The sequence below is a fragment of the Pseudarthrobacter oxydans genome (assembly GCF_030812335.1).
GTDB lineage: Bacteria > Actinomycetota > Actinomycetes > Actinomycetales > Micrococcaceae > Arthrobacter > Arthrobacter oxydans_B.
Window position 1 is genome coordinate 13,353 of record NZ_JAUSSN010000006.1, and the last position, 19,682, is coordinate 33,034.

Here is a 19,682-nt window from a genome sequence, read left to right on the forward strand (position 1 = left end):
GATCCGGCCGGCAGCCCGGCCTTTTCTTTGCACACCCGGCAGGGGACGCCTTCACTTCCGCATGGAATGAACTTCGGTGTGCGCACGCAATCCAGCTTTCAGGAGCCCAATGAACGCCGTCCAGAGGTTCATCAGAAGCCGAGTGCTTCTGCTGACCGCGTCCATTTTGATCGCGGCCATGTGCCTTTCGGTCCTCGTGCAGGGTCAGTCGCAGGCCGCTCTGAACCGGACCGTCGACCAGAACTCGCGCGGGCTCTACGACATCCTTGTCCAGGCCAGGGCCGACGACAACGGCGGGCTCATGCAGCCGGACATCGCCACCGGTCAGGGCGGAATCAGCTTCGACCAGCTGGACTCCCTCCGCAAGCTCTCCGGCACCTCCGTGGCGGCCCCCATCAGCCTCGTCTCCCGGGTCACACAGAACCTTGAGTCCCCGCGCCTGGATGCCACCGACTACCTCGGCTACAACGCCGGACTCGTCGGCACCGCCGGGGACCCCAGCGCCACTGATCCGGTCAAATGGCCGGCCGCGGAATCGGTCCTGTCCGACACCCCGAAGAACTACCGGCTCACCGCCAGCGCCGTCAGCTCCGACGGCCAGTCCGACCACACCCTGTTCAAGACCATGGCCGAAGGGTCCCTCGGCAAGGCCCAGCTCATTGAAGAGCAGGTCGAGGGCGGCAAGAACGTCCGCATCGCGGGCCCGGAGGGGGAGACCGGGGTCAAGTTCCCGGCCCCGGCCGGAGGCTCCGAGCACAGCCTCTTCAACCTTTCCGTGTCCCTGCCGCTCGCCCCGCAGGTGACGGAATCCGTCGTCGCCGTCGACCCCGTCGCCGAGCGTGCCCTGCTCGGGCCCGCCGGAGACTTCCTCGCCCCGCTGGAGAAGGCCCCGCCCGCCGACGCCCGCAGCGCCAGCGCGATCGGCCGCCACTTCGAAAGCCTCTTCACCACCGGCATCAGCATGGACGAACTCAAGGAAGGCCCCGACTTCCTCGGCGTCAAGCTCAAGTACTGGGCCCCGCTGATGAGCCAGTACCAGCAGGCCAAGCGCGACGGCCAGCTGACCGAAGACTCGCAGGCCATTCCGCTGATTGTCCGCTCGGGCACCTCCCTGGACCTCGAGTACTCGGTCAAGATCGAGGAAATCGACGGTTCCGGCAACGTCGTCAAGGACGTCGGGACCGTGACCCGCTCGCTGGACAAGGACTACCTGCCGTTCGTCTCCAAGTCCCCGTTCGCCCTGGCCTGGCCCGGGTCCAAGGACCTGGCACAGCTGCTCGGCGACACCGGAGGCTTCAGCCAGGGCCTCTACAACCCTGCGACCTGGAGCACCGACTTCGCCTCCGCCCCCAAGTACCAGGACGGCGCGACCGCCGGCAACGGCGCCGTGGACAAGAGCGCCATCCCCGGCGAGTGGGTCACCGTGAACCGCCTCCCGGAGAAAGCCGCCAACGGCGTCCCCGTGGACCAGACACAGCGCAAGCCCGTGGATGAGCGCGCCTACCGCGAAGACCTCGAGACCGGCCAGAAGCTCGCCACGCCGCTCGCCATGGTCTACGGCACGTTCGACGCCGAACAGGTCAAGGACGTGGCCGGCGACGTCAACCGCCTGCCCCTGGGCGGCTATGACCCCACGCCGTTCACGCTGACCAAGGACGCGTCCGGCAACGACGTCGAGAACACCGAGCTCAAGCCCTCCCTGAGCGCCACGGGCCTGGCCAGCCAGTCCGCCGGCGCCATCACCGACTACTACGGCCTCGCCGCCGCCCGCGGCTACGAGGACAACGCCTCCGTGATCGACGCCGTCCGGGTCCGGGCCAAAGTGCCCGGCAGCTGGAAAGAGGCGCAGCCCGAGGTGGAGCAGCTCGCCAACGAGATCCGGGACATGGGCCTGCAGGCAACCATTGTGGCCGGCTCAGCCCGCGAGGACGCCAGCATCTTCGTCCCCGGCTACTCCAAGGATGACGCCGGCAAGGAATCCCCGCTCGGCACCGTGCAGCAGTCGTGGGTCCGCCAGGACGCCGCGGACGCCGTCTCCGGGTCGCTCACCGGCACCAATCTGACCCTGCTGTTCCTGACCCTTATCGGTGCGGCCCTGCTGACCGGTGCCTCCACCGTCAGCTACGTCCGCAAGCGCCGCAGCGAGGCCGGGACCCTGCGCGCCATGGGGTGGACCCAGGCACGGATCCGGTCCTGGGTGCTGGCCGAATTTGGTGTCGGGGCGGCCCTGCTGGCCGTTGCCGGAATCGTCCTGAGCCTGCTCAGCTGGAACCCGGCCACGGCGATCGTCTCGGCCTCCGTGCTGGTGCTCTACGCGGGGGCGGCCTTCTTCGCCGCCCAGCAGCTGCGCCACCGCGACGTGGTGGATCAGGAACCGCAGCACGACGAACGGCTCATCGCCGTGGACTCCCCGCTGACCTTCGCCAACCGGCAGCTGAGCACCAACAAGTTCAATACCATTTCCCTGGCCGTCGCCGTCGGCGTCTTCGCTGCGGCGGTCGGCGGCATGGTCGCCCTGCTGATCGACATTCCCCGGGCTGCCGGAGCGAGCGCGCTCAGCGGGCTGGCTGCTGCCAGCATCACCCTGCCGAGCATCATTCTGGGTCTGTCCGGGGTGGCGGTCGGCCTGTTGCTGACAATGGTCACCGGCCGTTTCGAGCTGCAGGCCAAGCGCCAGTACCTCGGCACGCTGCAGGCGATGGGCTGGAACCCGGACATGCTGGGCCAGGTCCGCTTCTTCGAAAATGCCATGGTGGGGACCGTCGCGCTGCCGCTGGGCGTCCTCGGCGCCCTGGGCGTGGGTCTCCTCCTCGCCCCCTATGCTGCGCTCTGGGCCGCCGTCGCCGGGCTCGTGGCTGTACTTTGCTGGATTCCAATTGCAACGAAAGTGGTCCGATGAACAACGACCTGAACCTTGACCGTGAGGATCACGAGCGGATGACGGCGAGCACCCGCCGCGGTGGCCACCAGACGCGCGCCAACACGATCGTGAAGGCTGCGGACCACGCCACACCGCTGGAGCTCAGCAGCATCACGATCCACTACGGCGGCGGCAAGGGCGGGGCAGAAGCCGTCAACGTGGTGGATGACTTCAACCTGACGCTGCACGCCGGCGAGATGCACTGCGTCGCCGGCCGCAGCGGCTCGGGCAAGACCAGCATCCTGACGGTCGGCGCGGGGCTGACCCTGCCGACGTCGGGCCGGGTGTTCTGGGAGGGCGATTCGCTCGAGACGATGGGCGACGACGAAATCGCCGACCGCCGCCGTGCCCTGATCGGCTACGTCGACCAGGGCGGTGCCCTGATCGACGGAATGAGCGCGCTCGAGAACGTGCTGCTGCCCGCTGTGCCCGACGGCGAGGTGGACCAGCGCCGCGACATGGCCAAGGACCTCCTGGACCTCGTCGGCCTGGGCCGGCGCATGCGCCACCGCCCGGCCCAGCTGTCCGGCGGTGAACGCCAGCGCGTGGCGATCGCCCGGGCCCTGATCCTCGGCACCCGGGTGCTGATCGTCGACGAGCCGACCGCCAGCCTGGACCGGGCCTCGGCCAACCGCATCATCAGCATCCTCAAGGACACCACCTCGGACGGAATCGCCGTCCTGGTGGCTTCACATGACCACGAACTTGTCCGCCAGAGCGATACCCTCACCGAACTGATCTAGGTTAAAGCTGTGACAACTTCTGAAAAGACCCCGTTCTACATCACCACGGCCATCAGCTACCCCAACGGCGTGCCGCACATCGGCCACGCCTACGAGGTCATCGCCACCGATGCGATGGCGCGCTTCAAGCGCCTGGACGGCTACGACGTCTTCTTCATGACGGGCACGGACGAGCACGGCCTCAAGATGCAGCAGACGGCGGAAAAGGAAGGCATCCCGGTCAAGGAGCTGGCCGACCGCAACTCCGCCGCCTTCCGCCAGATGAGCGATGACCTTGGCATCTCCCTGAGCCGCTTCATCCGCACCACGGACCCGGACCACTACGAGGCGGCCAAAGCGCTCTGGCAGCGGATGGAAGCCAACGGGGACATCTACCTCTCCAAGTACGCCGGCTGGTATTCGGTCCGCGACGAGCGGTACTTCGTGGAGGACGAGACCGAGGTGCAGGCCGACGGGCTGCGCTACGCATCCGAAACCGGCACCGAGGTGACCTGGACCGAAGAGGAGAGCTACTTCTTCAAGCTCTCCTCCTACCAGGACAGGCTGCTGGCCCTCTACGCGGACCACCCGTCCTTCGGAGCCCCGCACAACCGCTTCAACGAGGTCGTCAGCTTCGTCAAGGGAGGGCTCGAGGACCTGTCCATCAGCCGCACCTCCTTCGACTGGGGCGTCCCCGTCCCGGGGAACCCGGACCACGTGATGTACGTCTGGGTCGACGCACTGACCAACTACCTGACCGGCGTCGGCTTTCCCGACACCGAATCCGAACTGTTCCGGAAGTACTGGCCGGCCGACGTCCACGTGATCGGCAAGGACATCTCCCGGTTCCATGCCGTCTACTGGCCGGCGTTCCTGATGTCGGCCGGGCTGGAACTGCCCAAACGCGTCATGATCCACGGGTTCCTGCACAACCAGGGCGTGAAGATGTCCAAGTCGCTCGGCAATGTGGTGGCGCCGGCGGACTGGGTCGCCCAGTACGGACTGGACCAAGTGCGTTTCTTCCTGCTCCGCGAGGTTCCCTTCGGCGCGGACGGCTCCTACAGCCACGACGCGATCGTGGGCCGGATGAACGCGGACCTGGCCAACAACTTCGGCAACCTGGCCCAGCGTTCGCTGTCCATGGTCGCGAAGAACTGCGACGGCGCCGTCCCCGCCCCCGGGGGCTTCACCGCCGAGGACGCCGCGCTGCTGGGCCAGGCCAACGGGCTGCTGGGTATTTCCCGCGCCGCCTTCGAAAAGCAGGAGTTCAGCCGCGCCCTGGAAGCGATCTGGACTGTCCTGGGCGACACGAACGCGTACTTCGCCGAGCAGGCGCCCTGGGTGCTGCGGAAGACCGACATCGAACGCATGAACACCGTCCTGTACGTCACGCTTGAGGTGCTGCGGATCGTCGCCATCCTCGCGCAGCCGGTCATGCCGGCGGCGACGGCGGCCATCCTGGACACCCTGGGCCAGCCGGAGGGGCAGGCGCGGGAGTTCACCGCCCTGGGCACGCCGATCGCAGCCGGAACGGCGCTGCCCGCCCCCGCCCCGGTCTTCCCGAAGTACGAGGAGCCGGCCGAGGCATAACCGGCCGGCCTGTCCGCCGAGGTGAGACTTGGCGCCCATGCCGCTGCGCAACATGGGCGCCAAGTCTCACCTCGAACCGCTCCTTCACCCTCACCGGGGTGGGGGAGCGTTTGCGTTGTACTCGCGGGCGCCTGGGGCTAATCCGAGTAGTCAAGCCGGGCCGGAAGCCCCCTGGGGAGGGCGGGCTGCCGCAAAAGGCTACCAGCAGGTAGTTAATGTCCCCAGTACTGAGTACCGCGGGCTGGAACAGGGTATTAGTCCATCGATTAGACAAGTACCTCCTACTCACGACCCGGCGGGCATGTCCCGCCTAGCCTGAGATAGCAAGCGAACTGACGACACTGCTGGGGAGTAACTGTCACCATTCAATTCGCTGTTGGAGGTCTCGAATAGTTGATTTTTCTTGGGTCTCGAAAGACGGTTACTCCGCGCGGTCAAGCCAGTTTCAAATCTGACTGGACGGAGCGACGGACAAATGAGAAAAACAATTGCCACACTGGGGGTTGTGGGGCTGGGGCTCATGTCGGCCGCTGTCACTGCCAACGCGGCTCCCGCGGACGAGAAGAAGATCACGATCTGCCACGCAACCAGCGCGGAAGGGAACGCCTTCGTTGCGGAGACGATCAACCTCAGCGCGCTGGTGGCCCACGCGGACGACACGCTCGACATCGTGCCGGCCAACGACGGGGACATTTACCCCGACGGCCAGAACCTGGACGCCGCCAATATCGCACTGCTGGCCAACAACTGCGTCGCCGTTGTTGTCCCGCCGGCTGATCCGGACCCGGAGGTGGAAACCCCGGACCCGGAGGTGGAAACTCCGGACCCGGAGGTGGAGACCCCGGACCCGGAGGCGGAAGCCCCGGGAGCGGACACGACTCCCGCCTCGGCTAACACGCCGGCGCCCGCGGTCCTGGCTCCGAAGGCGGCTGTTCCGGCTGCGAAACCCGCAGCTGCCGCCACAAAGACGAACGCCGGCTACAACGTCCAGACCGCGGCAGGCCGCACCTCGGACACCGGCATTCCCGTGTGGCTGATGGCGCTGACCGGAGTGTTCACCGCGGGAGCGGCAACGGTGGTTTGGCAGGGCGGACGGCGCGCCAGGAGCACCGAAAACTAGCAAAGCGGTAAAGCAGTAACGAGGACGGGTGCTGCGGAGCAGCACCCGTCCTGCAATTTCAGTCTTCACAGCGCGGGCACGTCAACAGGAGCACTCATGGGCAGTCACCGTCAGATCCGCCGGGGCCGGGTGCCCGGTATCCGCGGGCTGGTGCTCAGCGCGAGGGACATGCTTATCCTGGCCGGCTGCGTGCTGGGAATCATCACCGCCTGGCTCATCTACGCAGCATCCGGGCCGGGGAACACGGTCCCGGCCTACGGCCTGGAGCCGGCGGCAACCGGGTCCGTGGTTGCGCCGGACACACGCCCGACGTCATCCGGCACCACCGGCACGAGCGGCAGCAGCGCCGGGCTGGTTCCGGCCGGGGAGCCCGCCCCGACCGCGGTTCCGGAGCCCGCGGCGCAGGAGTCCGCGGCGTCCAGCCCGCAACGCATCATTTACCCGGCAGCCGGCATGGATGTCGTCGTTCACCCCCTGGAACCGGAGAACTCCGCCACTGAAAGCCGGAGCATTGTGCCGCCGGAGACGATGGACGGTTACTGGCTCACACCCTTTGGCGCCCCGGGCGTGGGTTCCGAGAACACCACCTACGTCATCGGCCACAGCTGGGAAGGCCTGGACGCACCGTTCAACCACTTGAGCTCGGCCGCCGCGCCGGGACAGGAATTCACCGTGGCCACGGAAACGGGCGTCCTCCGCTACGCCGTGGACTCGGTCACGACCTACTCAAAGTCCACCCTGAAGGACAGCCCCGTCTGGGATGCCGTCCCCAACCGTCTGGTCCTGATCAGCTGCTACACGGAGGACCCGTGGGGAAAGAACGTCGTGGTGGTCGCCACGCCGGCCCGGGGCCCGTGACCATGGTGCCGTAACCGGGAGACTTTGCTGTTCGAATAATGAGACAACTTGACCAGCATGTGGATCTCTTGGCTACGCTGAAAACATGAGTGCATCCACGATTGATCTGGCCGTTATTCCCGGCGACGGCATCGGCCCCGAGGTCACCGCCGAGGCCGTGAAGGTCCTTGAGAAGGCCGCCGCCGCCGAGGGCATTGTCCTGCGCCAGACCCACTACAGGCTCGGCGCGCAGCACTGGCTCGAGACAGGGGAGACCCTGCCGGAGGAGACCCTCGCCGATCTCCGCACCCGCGACGCCATTCTCTTCGGTGCGGTCGGGGCAGCCCCGGGCGACACCCGGATCCCCTCCGGCATCATCGAGCGTGAGCTGCTGCTCAAGCTGCGCTTCAGCCTGGACCACTTCGTCAACCTGCGCCCATCCCGCCTCTACCCGGGCGTCGCCAGCCCGCTCGCGAACCCCGGCGACATTGACTTCATCGTGGTCCGCGAAGGCACCGAGGGCCCCTACGTCGGCAACGGCGGCACGCTGCGCGCCGGTACCCCGCACGAGGTGGCCACCGAGGTCTCGCTCAACACGGCCCACGGCGTCGAACGCGTGGTCCGGGATGCCTTCCGCCGCGCCAACGACCGCCCGCGCAAGAAGCTCACCCTGGTGCACAAGCACAACGTCCTGGTCTTCGCCGGCCACCTCTGGAAGCGCACCGTGGAGGCTGTGGCCCAGGAGTTCCCCGAGGTCACCCACGACTACCTGCACATCGATGCCGCCACGATCTTTATGGTCACCGACCCTGCGCGGTTCGACGTGATCGTCACGGACAACCTCTTCGGCGACATCATCACCGACCTCGCCGCAGCGGTCACCGGAGGCATCGGCCTCGCCGCGTCCGGAAACATCAACATGGAACGCACCGCGCCGTCCATGTTCGAACCGGTCCACGGCTCGGCACCGGACATCGCCGGCCAGCAGAAGGCGGATCCGACGGCGGCCATCCTCTCCGCCGCGCTCCTCCTGGACCACCTCGGCTACGGCGCCGCCGCCCGCAAGATCGAAGCGGCCGTAATCGCCGACGTCGCGGGCCGAGGCACCGCGGCCCGCAGCACCAGTGCAATCGGCGACGCCATCGCCGCCGCCCTCTAAGCCCGTCAGCGGGGCGGGCAGCCGGCCCCGCCAACGGGCGTAAGCTTGTTTCGAATCACCAACATGCTGCCGTGGTCCGACGCTGAACCACGTCATTCGCCAGGCAGCCGACCGTGGAGGAACCATGACTCAGACTGCCCATGGCGTCGAATTCACCCAGCATCTTTCGGCCACCCCGAAATCCGCTGAAGAACGTGCTGCCATCCTGGCGAACCCGGGTTTCGGCAACTACTTCACCGACCACACGGCCATCGTCGACTACAGCGTCGACGCCGAGGGCAAGGGCGGCTGGCGCGATGCCCGGGTGGAGGCCTACGGCCCCATCTCCCTGGACCCCTCGGCCGCGGTGCTCCACTACGGCCAGGAAATCTTCGAAGGACTCAAGGCCTACCGCCACGCCGACGGCTCGATCTGGACGTTCCGCCCCGAGGCCAACGCCGCCCGCCTGAACAAGTCGGCCCGCCGTCTGGCCCTCCCCGAGCTCCCGGAGGAGTATTTCCTCGGCGCCATCCGCGAACTCGTCTCGGCGGACAAGGACTGGGTCCCCTCCGGCGACGGCGAAGCCCTGTACCTGCGGCCGTTCATGATCGCCACCGAAGCCTTCCTCGGTGTCCGCGCCGCCCGCGAAGTGTCCTTCCGCGTCATCGCGTCCCCGGCCGGGAACTACTTCGGCGGCGAGCTCAAGCCGGTCTCCATCTGGATCTCGCGCGAGTACGCCCGCGCCGGCCGCGGCGGCACCGGCGCGGCGAAGTGCGGCGGTAACTACGCCGCCTCCCTGATCGCGCAGCAGGAAGCCGAGGCCCACGGCTGCAAGCAGGTGCTCTTCCTCGACCAGTTCAACGACAACGCCGTGGAAGAGCTCGGCGGCATGAACGTCTTCTTCGTGATGAAGGACGGCTCGCTCGTGACCCCCGCACTGAGCGGAACCATCCTGGAGGGCATCACCAGGATGTCCGTCATCCAGGTTGCCAAGGACATGGGCCGCGAGGTCACCGAACGCAAGATCACCCTGGCTGAATGGCGCGACGGCGTGGCCTCCGGCGAGATCGCCGAGGTCTTCGCCTGCGGCACCGCCGCCGTGATCACCCCGATCGGCGTGCTCAAGGACGACACCGAGTTCATCGGCTCCGAGGACGCGAAGGCGGGGGAGACCACCATGGCCATCCGCGAGCAGCTGCTGGGCATCCAGACCGGAACCATCGAGGACACCCACGGCTGGCTGACCCGCCTCGCCTAAGAGGCAGCGCCTCCGTCAGCGGCGGCGTCCGACGGCGGCTCCCACCTTCCGGTGCGGGGCCGCCGTCGTCGTTACGGCCGAACAAACGGCCGGGCAAAAGCCCGGGAGGAGACCCGGTGGGACCGGCCGCAAGCCCCTAGCCCCGCCCCGGACGCAGGGGCACAATACGGCGCATGACTGGACTTATTCAGGTTCTGGGTGTCATTTTCGGGGTCGTGCTGATCCTCGTGGGAATCCTCGAGTCCTTTTTCTTCCGGGACCAGCGCCTCCACAGGCTGTTCCTGATCAAACCCGAGGACACGGACGCGGTCCGGATGTGGACGTTCAACCTGGGGTTCTACAACATGATCTGGGGAGTGGGCGCGATCATCGGCGCCCTCATGCTGACGGGGGCGGAGCCGGCCGCCGGGCGGGTCCTGCTGCTCTTCACGAGCCTGGGCCACGTGCTGCTGGGCATCATCCTGGTGCTTTCGGAGCGGCGGCTGTGGGCCAGCGCCATCGCCGAGGCCCTCCTGCCGGCGGTCATCGCCGCGCTGCTGATCCTGTGACGGCCGCTCGTGCCGGTGACGGTTCGGTGGGAAGATGGAACTGTGATCCCTGACGACCCCCGCGCCATGGTGCGCAGCACAGAGCTGACCCGCTTCAGGCTGGCCCCCAACCCGGGGCCGATGAGCCTGCACGGGACCAATTCCTATGTGATTGCGGCCCCCGGGGCGGCCGGCACCGTCGTCGTGGATCCCGGCCCGCTGGATGAGCCGCACCTGCGCGAACTGGCCCAGGCCGGCGCTGTCGAGCTCATCCTGATCACGCACCGGCACGCGGACCACACCGCCGCAGCCGCCAGGTTCGCCGAACTGACCGGAGCGCCCGTGCGCGCCAAGGATCCCGCGCACTGCCACGGGGGCAGCCCCCTGGTGGACGGCGAGGTCATCCACGCCGCCGGAGCCGAGATCCGCGTCCTGGCGACACCGGGCCACACCTCCGACTCGGTCTGCTTCCACCTGCCGCAGGACGGCGCCCGGGGCTCCGTCCTCACCGGCGACACGATCCTGGGCCTGGGAACCACGGTCCTGGACTATCCCGACGGCACCCTGGGCGACTACCTGGCCTCGCTGGACCGGCTGGAATCCCTGGGCCCCGCAACGGTCCTCCCGGCCCACGGACCGATGCTGCCCGCCCTGGACACGATCGTCCGGGCCTACCGGGACCACCGCCAGGACCGCCTCGGGCAAATCCGCTCCGCCCTCGAGAACCTGGGGTCCGGCGCCGAGGTGGCCGACGTGGCCGACGCCGTGTATGCCGCCGTCGATCCCGCCGTGCGGCCCGCGGCGGAACTCTCCGTGGCCGCCCAGCTGCACTACCTGCGCCTGGACAGCAGCACGTCCTAGCCCGCCGGAGACGGTACGCTAGGAGCCATGCGTATCGCCCGGTTTGTAGTCGATTCTGATCCCCTCTACGGCATTGTTGAAGGTGAGCCAGGCAGTGAGGAAGTCACTGTCATCAACGGCGACCCCTTCTTCCACGGCGTGGAACGCACCGCCGCGCGGCACAAGCTGGAGGATGTGCGGCTGCTCGCCCCGATCATCCCGCGCAGCAAGGTCATCGGCGTCGGCCGCAACTTCGTGGAACACGCCCGGGAACTCGGCAACGACGTGCCCAAGCAGCCGCTGCTCTTCCTCAAGCCCAACACCTCCGTGATCGGGCCCAACGATCCGATCGTCCTGCCGGAGTTCTCCGAGGAGGTGTCCTTTGAAGCCGAGCTGTGCGTCGTGATCGGCCGGATCTGCAAGGACGTCCCCGAGGAGCGCGTCGACGACGTCATCTTCGGCTACACCTGCGGCAACGACCTCACCGCCCGCGACGTCCAGAAGACGGACCTGCAGTGGGCCCGGGCCAAGGGCTTCGACACCTCCGCACCGCTGGGGCCGTGGATCGAGACCGAGCTGAACACCGAGGACCTGCAGATCCAGGGCCGCCTCAACGGCGAGCTGCGCCAGGACGGAAGCACCAGCCAGATGATCCGGGGCGTCCGTGAGCTCGTCTCCATCGTCTCGCAGGCCTTCACCCTGCTGCCGGGCGACGTCATCATGACCGGCACCCCGGCCGGCGTCGGACTGGTCCAGGCCGGTGACCGCTTCGAGGTCGAGATCGAGGGCATCGGCCGGCTCTCCAACCCGGTCGTCCGCCGCTAGGCGGAGCGAAAAATGCAGATGTTGATTCGCGGGTTGATTCGTGCCCTGCAGCGTCCCCGGAGCCGCCGTTCTTTCGTGCTCTTCGCCCTGGGCTCGATCGGCACGTTCTCGATGGCGGCACGCGCCGTCAACTGGCTGGACGGGCCGCTCTGGCTGGCGCTGGCCTTCCTCGCGGCAGGCCTGGTGCTGGCCGGGTATTACCTGGTGAAGGCGCTGTCCCGCCCGCAACCGGCGCGCGGCCGCAGGCGGTAGAGCGTCTGGCGGCAGGCGGTAAAGTTGGAGTCACTATGACTACTCCCTCTGCGCCCGACGCCGTCTCCAGCTCCGCCCCCAGTGTGACCAGCGAAGTCACCGCCGACACCCCGGTCCGTGTCCGGTTCTGCCCGTCGCCCACCGGCACCCCGCACGTCGGCCTGATCCGCACCGCCCTGTTCAACTGGGCCCACGCCCGCCACACGAAGGGCACCTTCGTGTTCCGCATCGAGGACACGGACGCGGCGCGGGACTCGGAGGAGAGCTACCAGCAGCTGCTCGAGGCCCTCAAGTGGCTCGGCATCACCTGGGAGGAAGGTGTGGAGGTCGGCGGACCGCACGAGCCGTACCGCCAGTCACAGCGCCTGGACCTGTACAAGGACGTCGTCGCCAAGCTGATCGAGGCCGGCTACGCCTACGAGTGCTACTCCTCCCCGGACGAAGTCGAGGCGCGGCACCGCGCCGCCGGCCGCGACCCCAAGCTCGGCTATGACAACTTCGACCGCGAGCTTTCCGCGGAGCAGCTGGCCGCGTTCAAGGCCGAGGGCCGCCAGCCGGTGCTCCGGGTGCGGATGCCGGATGAGGACGTCACCTTCACCGACATGGTCCGCGGCGACATCACCTTCAAGGCCGGCAGCATCCCGGACTACGTCATCGTCCGCGCCGACGGATCCCCGCTGTACACCCTGGTCAACCCCGTCGACGACGCGCTGATGGGCATCACCCACGTGCTCCGCGGCGAGGACCTGCTCTCGTCCACGCCCCGCCAGGTGGTGCTGATCCGCGCGCTGATGGACATCGGCGTCGCCAGCTACCTGCCGGTCTTCGGCCACCTGCCGTACGTCATGGGCGAGGGCAACAAGAAGCTCTCCAAGCGCGACCCGCAGTCCAACCTGTTCCTGCTCCGGGACCGCGGCTTCATCCCGGAGGGCCTGCTCAACTACCTCTCGCTGCTCGGCTGGAGCCTCTCCGCCGATGAGGACATCTTCACGGTGGACCAGCTGATCGAGCACTTCGACGTCAATGACGTGCTCGCCAACCCGGCCCGCTTCGACATCAAGAAGGCCGAGGCCATCAACGGCACGCACATCCGGATGCTCGGCGCCGAGGACTTCCGCGGCCGTCTGGTCCCGTACCTGCGCACCGCCGGGTTTGTCGGCGACACCCTGACCGCGCGCCAGGAGGAGATCCTCACCGAGGCGGCCCCGCTGATCCAGGAACGCATCTCGCTGCTGGGCGAGGCCCCCGAGCTGCTCGCCTTCCTGTTCAAGGCCGACGACGCGATCGACGTCGCCGACGACGCCCGCAAGGGGCTTCCGGAGAACCTCACGGAGGTGCTCGACGCCGCCCTGGCGGCCCTGGAGCCGCTGGCCGACTGGAATGCCGAGAGCATCCAGGCCGCGCTCAAGGAGGCTCTGGTGGAGGGCCTCGGCGTCAAGCCGCGGCTGGCCTTCGGCCCGGTCCGCACGGCCATCTCCGGCCGCCGGATCTCGCCGCCGCTGTTCGAATCCATGGTGATTCTGGGCAAGGACTCGTCCCTGGCGCGGCTGCGCGCCTTCCGCGGCTGATGATGAGCTCGCCCTCAGCGCAGAACAACGTCAGGACCAGTGTTCTGGCCGCCGGACTGGACGGCATCCGCGGCGTGCTGTTCGACATCGATGACACGCTCGTGGACCTTGAGTTCGCCATGACGGCGGCGCTCCGCGACGTCAGCGAACATCTCCTGCCCGGCCTTGACCAGGCCGGGTGGGAGAAGTTCGGGCGGATTTTCACGCGCGAGACCACCCATTTCTACGACCGGTACCTGGCCGGTGAACTGAGCTTCAACGAACAGCGCCTGCTCCGCGGCCGGGCCGCCCTGGGGCACTTCGGCGTGGAGCTGGCGGAGGGCGAGCAGGCCCACCACTGGGTCAGTTCCTACGCCAGCCGGCAGCACGGCTACATCCGCGCCTTCGACGACGTCACCCCGATGCTGGACGCGCTGGATACCGCCGGCATCCCCTACGGCGCCGTGAGCAACAATGTCCACGACTACCAGCGAGTCAAGCTGGACGCCGCCGGGCTGGCGCGCATCAGTGTGCTGGTCGGCACGGACACCGTCGGTGCGGCGAAGCCGGATCCGGCCATCTACCTGGAGGGCGTCCGCCGGCTCGGCACCGGCGCCGGCGAAACGCTCTACGTGGGGGACAACCGCCTCCTCGATGCTGACGGCTCGACGGCGGCAGGCCTCCTGGGCGTCTGGCTGAACCGCGGCGGGGAACCGGCCCCGGGGTTTGCCGGCCGCGAGATCGGTTCCCTGCTGGAGCTGCTGGCGTAACGGCGGAACGGACCCCCGCGGCTGTGATGCAGGACACTCATCCGCGGGGGCAGGACGGCCCGATTTGTGCAGACGAAAACTCTCGGGTAAAGTAATTACTCGTGCTGAGGCGCCGGGAGCGCGGGTTTAGACCCACGGATCCGGCCCGAAAGTTCCATTGGGATATGGTGTAATTGGCAACACTACGGTTTCTGGTACCGTCATTCTAGGTTCGAGTCCTGGTATCCCAGCTCTGAATAATCCGCGGATTTCCGCGGCTGATCAGGGGTTTTAGATCGGTTTGCCGATTTGAAACACTTGCTGAGTGTATGAAATAATCGCTTAGCGCGAATGGCAGGAATGCCGTTCTGGAGAGTACGCGGCCCCATCGTATAGCGGCCTAGTACGCTGCCCTCTCACGGCGGTAACGCGGGTTCGAATCCCGCTGGGGTCACAAATAAGACGGTCCCGGGCACCAGCCCGGGGCCGTTTTTCGTTGTCCGCACCGCGGCGCCCAACCGGCAGGACCCGGAACTGGCATGATGTTGCGGTGAGCCCCGATGAAATTACCGGCCAGGCCGTTGAACTGCTGGAAGCCGTCCACCGCGACCTGGCTGCCGCCGCCCTGCCCCTGGCCCTGCCCGGCTCGGCCGAGGCCCGGCGGGACATCCGCAACGCCCTTGCCCAGCTCGAGGACTACATCCTGCCGCGCTACCGGAGCCTGGACGCACCCCTGCTGGCCGTCGTGGGCGGTTCCACCGGCGCCGGAAAGTCGACCCTCGTCAACGGGCTCGTCGGGCACGCCGTCACCCGCGCCGGTGCCATCCGGCCCACCACGCGCCAGCCCATCCTGCTGCACCACCCCGCCGACGGACGCTGGTTCGAGGACCAGCGGGTCCTGCCGAGCCTGAGCCGGATCCGCGGCACGGTGAACCGCGAGGCGCTGCCCGCCAGCCAGGCCGGTCCCACTCCTGACCCTGCCGCCATCACCTCCCTGGTGCTGGTCGCCGATGCAGCGGTGCCGCAGGGAATCGCGCTGCTGGACGCTCCCGACGTCGACTCGGTTTCCGCCGACAACCGCAAGCTGGCCGGCCAGTTGCTGGCTGCCGCCGACCTGTGGGTGTTCGTCACCACCGCCAACCGCTACGCCGACGCCGTTCCGTGGCGCCTGCTGCTGGATGCGGCTTCCCGGGACATCACGGTCGCCGTGGTCCTGGACCGCGTGCCGGCGGCCGCCGAAGCCGAGGTCAGCGCCGACCTCCGGTCGATGCTCAGCAGGGAGGGCCTGGGCGGGGCCCGCCTGTTCGTCGTCCCCGAGGCGGCCCTGGACCACCTGGGGATGCTCCCGCCCGCCGCCGTGGATCCGCTGCGGCTCTGGCTGCAGGAACTCGCCGCGGACGCCGCCGGACGCGCCGACATCGCCCGCCGGACGCTGAACGGGACCGTCAAGGCCCTGGGGAGCCGTGTCGAGGCGGTGGCGCAGGCCGCCGAAGACCAGGAACACGCCGCCGACGTCCTCGCCGGGGACGCCCGGGACGCCTACCGGGACGCCGTGGCCAGAATCCTGGAGGCCACCCGTGACGGCGCCCTGCTGCGGGGCGAGGTCCTGGCCCGATGGCAGGATTTTGTGGGCACCGGCGAGTTCTTCCGGGCCTTGGAGCAGAACGTTGGCCGCTTCCGCGACCGGGTCGGCGCCTTCTTCCGGGGCGAACCGGCACCGGCGGTACGGGTGGAGACGGCGATCGAAACCGGCCTGCAGGCCGTCATTATCGATGAGGCCGCCAACGCCGCCGAGGATACGGACGGCCGCTGGCGCTCCGATCCGGCCGGCCGCCAACTGCTGGGCAGCGACGACCTCTCCGGAACCTCCGACGGTTTCGCCGAGAAGGCTGCCGCCGAGATCCGGGCCTGGCAGGGGAGCCTCATGGAGCTGATCCGGACCGAGGGCCAGGGAAAGCGGACCCAGGCACGCTGGTTGTCCTTTGGCATCAACGGCCTCGGTGCGGCCCTGATGATCGTGGTCTTCTCCATGACCGCCGGACTCACCGGGCTGGAGGTCGGCGTCGCCGGTGGAACCGCTGTCGCCGGGCAGCGGCTGCTGGAAGCGGTGTTCGGTGAGGACGCCGTGCGCCGGCTGGCCAGGACGGCCCGCGAGGATCTCCACACCCGCTGCCAGAGCCTGCTCCGGGACGAACAACAGCGCTTCCTGGCCCGGCTCGAGGTCTCCGGCGGGGTCGCGCCGGCGGTGCTCGCCGCCCATGCCGCGGCGCTGCGCCGTCTGGCGGCCTCCGCGTGAGCCGCCATGGCGCCGCCGCCGAGGCCTCCCGTCTGGACCGCCGGCTTGAGGCCCTGAACGAGGCCCGCGAACTGGCCGGCGGGGCGCTCCCGGACGACGTCCTGGACGGTGTGCTCCAGGTGCTGGACCGGGCCAGTTCGCGGCGCTCCCTGTCCGCGGACCACACCGTCGTCGGATTCTTCGGGGCCACCGGCAGCGGCAAGTCGTCCCTGTTCAACGCCGTCAGCGGCGAGGACATCGCGACGGCGGCCGCCCGGCGGCCAACGACCTCCGAGCCGCTCGCCGGCATCTGGGGCGCCGAGGGCAGCGACGAGCTGCTGGACTGGCTGGAAGTGCGCAACCGGCACCACGCCAGCCCGGTACCCGGTTTCGCCGACGACGGCACGGGCCTGATCCTCCTGGATCTCCCCGACTTCGACTCCACCCGGGCGGCCAACCGCGAGATCGTGGAGCGGATGGTGGGACTCGTCGACGTCCTGGTCTGGGTGCTCGATCCGCAAAAGTACGCCGACGCCGCGGTGCACAACGATTTCCTCGCTCCGCTGGCCTCCCACGGCGCCGTAACCCTGGTGGTGCTGAACCAGATAGACCGGCTTCCGGACCGGGATATTCCCCCGGTGCTGGAGTCCCTGAAAGCCATCCTGGCGCGGGACGGGCTGGGCAAAGTGCAGGTCATTGGCGCCTCCGCCGTGGTGGGAACCGGCGTGGACAAGGTCCGGGACGCCATCCGGCAGGTGGCAACGCAGCGGCAGGCCCAGTCCCAGCGCCTCGGCGCCGATGTCACGCGGGCCTGCGCCCGGCTCGCCGAGGCATCCGGAGCGGGGGAGCCGGCCGGGGTCAAAGCGGGGTCAAAGACCCGGCTGGCCGAAGAACTGGCGGTCGCGGCCAACGTCCCGCTCGTCGCGGAAGCCGTCGTCCGGTCGTACCAGCTGGAGTCGACCCGCCGCACCGGCTGGCCCGTGACCCGCTGGCTGGTCCGCTTCCGGCCCGACCCGCTGCGCCGGCTCAATCTGCGCCGGGAGGGATCCCGGCCCGACCTGAACCGCACCTCGCTGCCCCCCGCAGGCGCCCCGGAGCGGGCCCGCACGGATGCCGCCGTCCGGGAATTTGCCGATGCCGCTTCCGACGGCGCCCCCGGCCCCTGGCGGGCCGTCATCCGCGGCGCCGCCCGGGAGGGCCGCGAGCAGCTGCCCGATGCGCTGGACCAGGCCATCGCGGCCACGGATCTGAAGGCCGCGGGCAAGGCCTGGTGGTGGACGCCGTTCAACACCGTGCAGTGGCTGGCGCTGCTGACGGCCCTGGGCGGTTTCGCCTGGCTCGGCGTGCTCGCCGCGCTGGGCTATTTCCAGCTCCCCGTCCCGGAGGTCCCGCTGGTCCAGGGCTGGCCTGTGCCGACCGTGATGATCGCCGGCGGCGCACTGTTCGGGATCGTCCTGGCCATCCTCGCGAAGGTCATCGCAGGAGCCGCTGCCCGCGCCCGGGGCGCGGCGGCGCGGAAGCGGCTCAAGGCGTCCGTCGCGGCCGTGGCGGAGGATTATGTGGTAGAGCCGGTGGAGCTTGAGGTCAGCCGGCTGGCATCCTTCCACAGGGCCCTGCAGGCGGCGGCGCGCTGACCGTTCCCCGCCCGTGCCGCGCAGCCAGGCCAGGCCACCGTGCGCCTACGCCCGCGCCGGTCTGCCGTGGTGCTGCGCCAACAGCAGCGCTTCGGCTGCCGTGGGGGGCGCTTACAGTTGCGCCGCGGCGTCACGGACCTTGATCATGGTGCGCAGGTTGCGGGTGGTGGTGGACGCCTTGTACTTCGGCTTCGAGGACAGCTTGCTGAACGGACTGTCCAGCGTGCCGCCGGCGGGCGCCAGCCAGGCCAGGGCCTCCGGACCCAGCATGGTCACCTGCGCGCCGTCCAGGGCGCTGCCGGCGTCATACAGCCCGGCCAGCACGTCGGCGTCCGAGCCGAGCGTGAGGTAGGTGTGGGTGGACGCGTCGTCCGCGGGGTAGGGGCACGCCGCCACCAGTTCGCCCACCCGGTCCGCGGCCAGGACCACCACCCACGCGTCATAGCCGAAGGACTCCCGGAGACAGGCTTCGAATTCCTTCTTCACGCCGGCGGGGGACAGCTCGCTGGTCAGCACAACATTTCCACTGGCGAGCAGCGTCTTCACGTCCGAAAACGGACGGGACGTCAGGGCTGCCTTCAGATCGGCCATTCTGATGGTGATGCCGGCAACGTTGACCCCGCGCAGGAACACCGCATAACTGCTCATGCGGACAGCCTATGCCGCTAATCGTTGGTTTTGCGCAGCGCCTCGGTCAGCACGCGGGCCGCGTTGCAGACCACTTCGGCGTGCAGCCGGCCGGGCTGGCGGGTCAGGCGCTCGATCGGACCGGAGATCGACACCGCGGCGATGACCCGGCCGGAGGGACCGCGCACGGGGGCCGACACGGAGGCGACCCCCGGCTCGCGTTCGCCGAGGCTCTGGCCCCAGCCCCGCCGTCTTACTCCGGCGAGGACGGTGGGCGTGAAGCGGGCGGACTGGAGGCCTTCCAGGAGCCGGTCGTGGTCCTCCCAGGCCAGCAGCACCTGGGCGGCGGAGCCGGCCTTCATGGACAACTGGGTGCCGACCGGAATGGTGTCGCGCAGGCCGATGGGCCGCTCGGCGGACGCCACACAGACCCGCCAGTCACCCTGCCGGCGGAAGATCTGGGCGCTTTCGCCGGTGGCATCGCGCAACTGCATCAGGACCGGTCCGGCGGAGGCGATCAGGCGGTCCTCGCCGGCCGCGGAGGCGAGCTCCACGAGGCGGCTGCCCAGGACAAATCGGCCCTGGATGTCGCGGCTGACCAGCCGGTGGTGGACCAGCGCCAGCGCCAGCCGGTGCACGGTCGGCCTCGCCAATCCCGTGGCCGCAACAAGCTGCGCCAGGGTGGTAGGGCCAGCCTCAAGTGCGTCAAGCACATGGGCCGCTTTATCGATGACACCGACTCCACTAGAATTGTCCATGTAATGATATTGCCGTCTCATTATCTGAGATGCAAGTCAACTCGCTGGCGCATTACGCGGGAG

17 protein-coding genes and 2 tRNA genes are annotated in these 19,682 nt (G+C 68.7%); 17 read left to right on the forward strand and 2 right to left on the reverse strand.

What is annotated here, in order from left to right; genetic code table 11:
- Positions 1 to 109 precede the first annotated feature (109 nt).
- The 17 genes from J2W14_RS11140 to J2W14_RS11220 all read left to right on the forward strand — a co-directional run bounded on the left by J2W14_RS11140 (position 110) and on the right by J2W14_RS11220 (position 18,234).
- On the forward strand, positions 110 to 2,899 hold the full coding sequence (locus tag J2W14_RS11140; protein ID WP_307462419.1) for an ABC transporter permease: 2,790 nt from the start codon (positions 110 to 112) through the stop codon (positions 2,897 to 2,899).
- Positions 2,896 to 3,663 (forward strand): ABC transporter ATP-binding protein, encoded by a 768-nt coding sequence (locus J2W14_RS11145; RefSeq protein ID WP_370871262.1) that lies wholly within the window; start codon positions 2,896 to 2,898, stop codon positions 3,661 to 3,663. The genes J2W14_RS11140 and J2W14_RS11145 overlap by 4 nt, the downstream gene beginning before the upstream one ends.
- A 9-nt stretch (positions 3,664 to 3,672) precedes the next feature.
- Complete coding sequence (gene metG / locus J2W14_RS11150) at positions 3,673 to 5,232, forward strand: methionine--tRNA ligase (protein ID WP_307462421.1); 1,560 nt, start codon at positions 3,673 to 3,675, stop codon at positions 5,230 to 5,232.
- Between the two features lie 475 nt (positions 5,233 to 5,707).
- Positions 5,708 to 6,352, forward strand: a complete 645-nt coding sequence (locus J2W14_RS11155) for a hypothetical protein (RefSeq protein WP_307462422.1) — start codon at positions 5,708 to 5,710, stop codon at positions 6,350 to 6,352.
- Positions 6,353 to 6,448: 96 nt separating this feature from the next.
- Positions 6,449 to 7,210 carry a class F sortase gene (locus tag J2W14_RS11160; protein ID WP_307462424.1) on the forward strand — a complete coding sequence of 254 codons (762 nt, stop codon included), beginning with the start codon at positions 6,449 to 6,451 and terminating at the stop codon, positions 7,208 to 7,210.
- A gap of 85 nt (positions 7,211 to 7,295) precedes the next feature.
- Positions 7,296 to 8,348 carry a 3-isopropylmalate dehydrogenase gene (locus J2W14_RS11165; protein WP_307462425.1) on the forward strand — a complete coding sequence of 351 codons (1,053 nt, stop codon included), beginning with the start codon at positions 7,296 to 7,298 and terminating at the stop codon, positions 8,346 to 8,348.
- Between the two features lie 124 nt (positions 8,349 to 8,472).
- Positions 8,473 to 9,585 (forward strand): branched-chain amino acid aminotransferase, encoded by a 1,113-nt coding sequence (locus J2W14_RS11170; RefSeq protein WP_307462426.1) that lies wholly within the window; start codon positions 8,473 to 8,475, stop codon positions 9,583 to 9,585.
- Between the two features lie 173 nt (positions 9,586 to 9,758).
- A complete protein-coding gene (locus tag J2W14_RS11175; RefSeq protein WP_307462428.1) occupies positions 9,759 to 10,133 on the forward strand; it encodes a DUF1304 family protein in 375 nt (124 codons plus the stop codon).
- 66 nt (positions 10,134 to 10,199) lie between these two features.
- A complete protein-coding gene (locus tag J2W14_RS11180; protein WP_307462827.1) occupies positions 10,200 to 10,973 on the forward strand; it encodes an MBL fold metallo-hydrolase in 774 nt (257 codons plus the stop codon).
- 27 nt (positions 10,974 to 11,000) lie between these two features.
- Positions 11,001 to 11,777 carry a fumarylacetoacetate hydrolase family protein gene (locus tag J2W14_RS11185; RefSeq protein WP_307462429.1) on the forward strand — a complete coding sequence of 259 codons (777 nt, stop codon included), beginning with the start codon at positions 11,001 to 11,003 and terminating at the stop codon, positions 11,775 to 11,777.
- Between the two features lie 12 nt (positions 11,778 to 11,789).
- Complete coding sequence (locus tag J2W14_RS11190; RefSeq protein WP_307462431.1) at positions 11,790 to 12,029, forward strand: hypothetical protein; 240 nt, start codon at positions 11,790 to 11,792, stop codon at positions 12,027 to 12,029.
- 35 nt (positions 12,030 to 12,064) lie between these two features.
- Complete coding sequence (gene gltX, locus J2W14_RS11195; RefSeq protein WP_307462433.1) at positions 12,065 to 13,597, forward strand: glutamate--tRNA ligase; 1,533 nt, start codon at positions 12,065 to 12,067, stop codon at positions 13,595 to 13,597.
- A 2-nt stretch (positions 13,598 to 13,599) separates the two neighbouring features.
- Entirely contained in the window at positions 13,600 to 14,346 is a 747-nt protein-coding gene (locus tag J2W14_RS11200) for an HAD family hydrolase (protein WP_307462434.1), read from the forward strand.
- Between the two features lie 158 nt (positions 14,347 to 14,504).
- A tRNA-Gln gene (locus tag J2W14_RS11205) sits at positions 14,505 to 14,576 on the forward strand.
- 130 nt (positions 14,577 to 14,706) lie between these two features.
- Positions 14,707 to 14,779 (forward strand) — tRNA-Glu (locus tag J2W14_RS11210).
- 96 nt (positions 14,780 to 14,875) lie between these two features.
- The gene (locus J2W14_RS11215; protein ID WP_307462435.1) at positions 14,876 to 16,621 is read left to right on the forward strand and encodes a dynamin family protein; all 1,746 of its coding nucleotides are present in this window, start codon (positions 14,876 to 14,878) and stop codon (positions 16,619 to 16,621) included.
- Positions 16,618 to 18,234 (forward strand): GTPase, encoded by a 1,617-nt coding sequence (locus J2W14_RS11220; RefSeq protein ID WP_307462436.1) that lies wholly within the window; start codon positions 16,618 to 16,620, stop codon positions 18,232 to 18,234. Before J2W14_RS11215 ends, J2W14_RS11220 begins: the two co-directional genes overlap by 4 nt.
- A 111-nt stretch (positions 18,235 to 18,345) precedes the next feature.
- Here the strand turns inward: J2W14_RS11220 and J2W14_RS11225 are convergent, their stop codons facing one another.
- Together J2W14_RS11225 and J2W14_RS11230 are read right to left on the reverse strand one after the other, a co-directional pair.
- A complete protein-coding gene (locus tag J2W14_RS11225; protein WP_307462437.1) occupies positions 18,346 to 18,882 on the reverse strand; it encodes a DUF1697 domain-containing protein in 537 nt (178 codons plus the stop codon).
- 17 nt (positions 18,883 to 18,899) lie between these two features.
- Positions 18,900 to 19,619, reverse strand: coding sequence for an IclR family transcriptional regulator (locus J2W14_RS11230; protein ID WP_124092291.1), 720 nt, complete (start codon positions 19,617 to 19,619; stop codon positions 18,900 to 18,902).
- Positions 19,620 to 19,682 lie beyond the last annotated feature (63 nt).